Origin of the sequence: Synechococcus sp. R55.7 (assembly GCF_047461955.1) — a bacterium.
GTDB lineage: Bacteria > Cyanobacteriota > Cyanobacteriia > Thermostichales > Thermostichaceae > Thermostichus.
This window is the reverse complement of the sequence record NZ_JANSIC010000076.1, coordinates 8,690-11,389: the sequence shown is the minus strand read 5'-3', so window position 1 is coordinate 11,389 and position 2,700 is coordinate 8,690. Positions and strand designations below refer to the sequence as shown.

Here is a 2,700-nt window from a genome sequence, read left to right as displayed (position 1 = left end):
CGGCCATCATCGAGCCGTTTCAATCTTTTTGGCGGCACCGCTTGGCCTGGGCGATCCTGCTGTTTGTGGTCTGCTTCAAGTTGCCGGACAGCTTGGCAGGGCAAATGACCCCTACATTTTTGTTGCAGACGGGATTTAGCACCAGCGATCTGGGCATTATCCGCAGTTGGATAGGCTTGTTGGCCACCTTGGCTGGGGCTTTTGTGGGGGGGGAGTGGGTCAGCCGCATCGGCACCTACCGCTGTCTGTTCATTTTCGCAGCCTTGCAAGGGATCGGCAATTTGGGCCTGGGAGCGATTGGGTTGGTGGGGCAAAACTATCCGCTGCTGCTGGGGGCAACCATTTTCGACAACATGGCTGGGGGCATGGGCACGGCTGCTTTTCTGGCTTTTTTGATGAGCCTTTGCGATCGGCAATTTAGTGCCACCCAGTATGCTTTGCTCACCAGTGTATTTGCCGTGGGGGGAACCTTGGCCGGGGCCGTGTCGGGCTATTTGGCGGCTGCAGTCAATTGGCCTTTGTTTTATTTGATTACAGCGATGACAGCCGCTCCGGCAATGGTGATCCTGCTGTGGCTCGGCCCCCCTTCATCGCCTGCAACCCCGGCCACAACCGCATCTGAACCGTAACTGCCCCACCGCAAATCCGGTTCTAATAGCCTTGCCTTGAACGCAACAAGGATGGCCGCCTACAGCGCAGCCCCGATTTTGGCCGCCAGATCCACCAGCCGCGCCGCATAGCCGTACTCGTTGTCATACCAGGAGAGCACCTTCACCGTGCGATCCCCTAAGGTCATGGTGGATCCCAAATCCACAATGGAAGAGTGGGGATCCCCGACAATATCCGCCGATACGATCTCTGGCGGAGCAATGGCCAGGATGCCGCGCAGCGGGCCTTCTGCAGCCTCGATAAAGGCTTGGTTGACGGCTTCTCTGGTGATGGGCTGCTCGGTACGCACCACAAAGTCCACAATCGAGCCGGTCAAGGTGGGCACCCGCAGCGCCAGGCCATCCATCTTCCCTCTCAGGGCGGGCAAAACCTCGGCCACTGCCGTGGCGGCCCCGGTGGTGGAAGGCACGATCGACACTGCTGCTGAGCGGCCCCGCCGATAATCTTTGGGATCCGGGCGATCCACAATTGCCTGAGTGGCGGTATAGGCATGGCAAGTGGTGAGAAAGCCGGTCTCGATGCCGAAGCGATCCAACAAAACCTTGGCCAGCGGCGCCAAGCAATTGGTGGTGCAGGAAGCATTGGAGATGATGTGATGCCGCTCTGGGTCGTATTGGTCGTCGTTGACCCCCATCACCACCGTCAAGTCGGGGCCTTTGGCGGGAGCAGAGATGATCACCTTTTTGGCCCCGGCTTCCAGGTGTTTGGCCGCCCCCTCTCGTTTGGTGAACAAGCCGGTTGATTCCACCACCAGGTCAACCCCCAGATCTTTCCAGGGCAGTTGTGCCGGATCCCGCTCTGCCAAAACCCGGACTTTCAGGTGGTTGCCGATTTGCAGATGCCCGTCCACCGCGCTCACGGTTTGGGGCAGGCGCCCATAGGCCGAGTCGAACTGGAGCAGGTAGGCCAAGTTGTCGGGTTCGGTCAGGTCATTGACTGCCACCACCTCCAGCTCTGGAGCTGGCTGAGACAGCAGCACCCGCAGGAAGGCCCGCCCAATGCGACCAAATCCGTTAATGGCTACCCGTGTGGTCATCGCAATCCTCCGGTATCAGTTTATACGATGGATCAGGGGACGCGGCATGGGAGACGCTGCTCCCCTAGGGATAGGGTAAAAGAAGAACGGGATCCCCATCGCTTTTGCACCCAAGATCTCCAGATTTGCCACTGGGACTCACCCAAGAAGTTGCCGGCAGAAGGGAAAAGTAGGAATGAAGGTATTGCTGACCAACGATGACGGCATCGAGGCTGCCGGGCTGGCCAACCTCAAGTTGGCCCTCAACTCTCTCATCCCGGAAGAACACTGTTGGATTGTGGCCCCCCACCAACCGATTTCCGGCTGCAGCCACCAGGTGACAACGGGGCGACCTTTTCGAGCCTTGGCCCGCGGCGAGCGCACCTTTGCCGTCGAGGGATCCCCTGCCGACTGTGTGCGGGTGGCCCTATTCAAGCTGGCCCCAGCGGTGGATTGGGTGCTTTCCGGTATCAACGAGGGGGGAAATCTTGGATCGGATGTGTATCTGTCGGGAACGGTGGCGGCGGTACGGGAAGCGGCGATGCGGGGGATCCCGGGAATTGCCATTTCCCAATACCGAGCAGGGGGCCAACCCATCGACTGGGAGCAAGCCCAGCGGTGGACGCGGGAAATCTTGGCGGAGCTGATGGAACAACCCCTGCCCAGGGGGGCGTTTTGGAATGTGAACCTGCCTCACTTGCCCGCCGGATCCCCTCTGCCGGAGCGGGTTTATTGTCCCCTCTGCACCCAACCCCTGCCGCTCGATTATGCAGTGGAAGCCGAGGGAAATGGGGCAGAGTCGCTGTGGTTTCGCTATCAGGGCCGCTATGCGGAGCGCGCTCGGGATCCCCAAACCGATACCGACATCTGCTTCTCCGGTCGGGTGGCCATCACCCAAGTGCAACTGGCCAAGGACTCCGTCCCGCTAACGCGACCAGGCGTTTCCGCTGGGGGGGGTAGAAGCCAGGTTGCGGGCAATGGTTCTCAGCCGTTGCAGCCGTAGCGCCGTCAGGATA

The 2,700-nt window shown here is 60.1% G+C and carries 3 protein-coding genes; 2 read left to right on the top strand and 1 reads right to left on the bottom strand.

Annotation, left to right across the window (positions count from 1 at the left end; genetic code table 11):
* Positions 1 to 629 (top strand): MFS transporter (locus NW820_RS05755; protein WP_414406934.1); only part of this gene is annotated, 629 nt, incomplete at its 5' end.
* 59 nt (positions 630 to 688) lie between these two features.
* On the opposite strand, the gene gap is transcribed toward NW820_RS05755, so the two are convergent.
* Complete coding sequence (gene gap, locus NW820_RS05750) at positions 689 to 1,705, bottom strand: type I glyceraldehyde-3-phosphate dehydrogenase (RefSeq protein ID WP_414406933.1); 1,017 nt, start codon at positions 1,703 to 1,705, stop codon at positions 689 to 691.
* Between the two features lie 175 nt (positions 1,706 to 1,880).
* Between gap and surE the strand changes: the two genes are divergently transcribed.
* The gene (surE, locus tag NW820_RS05745; protein ID WP_414406932.1) at positions 1,881 to 2,687 is read left to right on the top strand and encodes a 5'/3'-nucleotidase SurE; all 807 of its coding nucleotides are present in this window, start codon (positions 1,881 to 1,883) and stop codon (positions 2,685 to 2,687) included.
* Positions 2,688 to 2,700 lie beyond the last annotated feature (13 nt).

Coding starts and splice junctions, on each gene's coding strand:
- gap (WP_414406933.1), bottom strand. CDS start 1,705: ATGACCACACGGGTAGCCATTAACGGATTTGGTCGCATTGGGCGGGCC.
- surE (WP_414406932.1), top strand. CDS start 1,881: ATGAAGGTATTGCTGACCAACGATGACGGCATCGAGGCTGCCGGGCTG.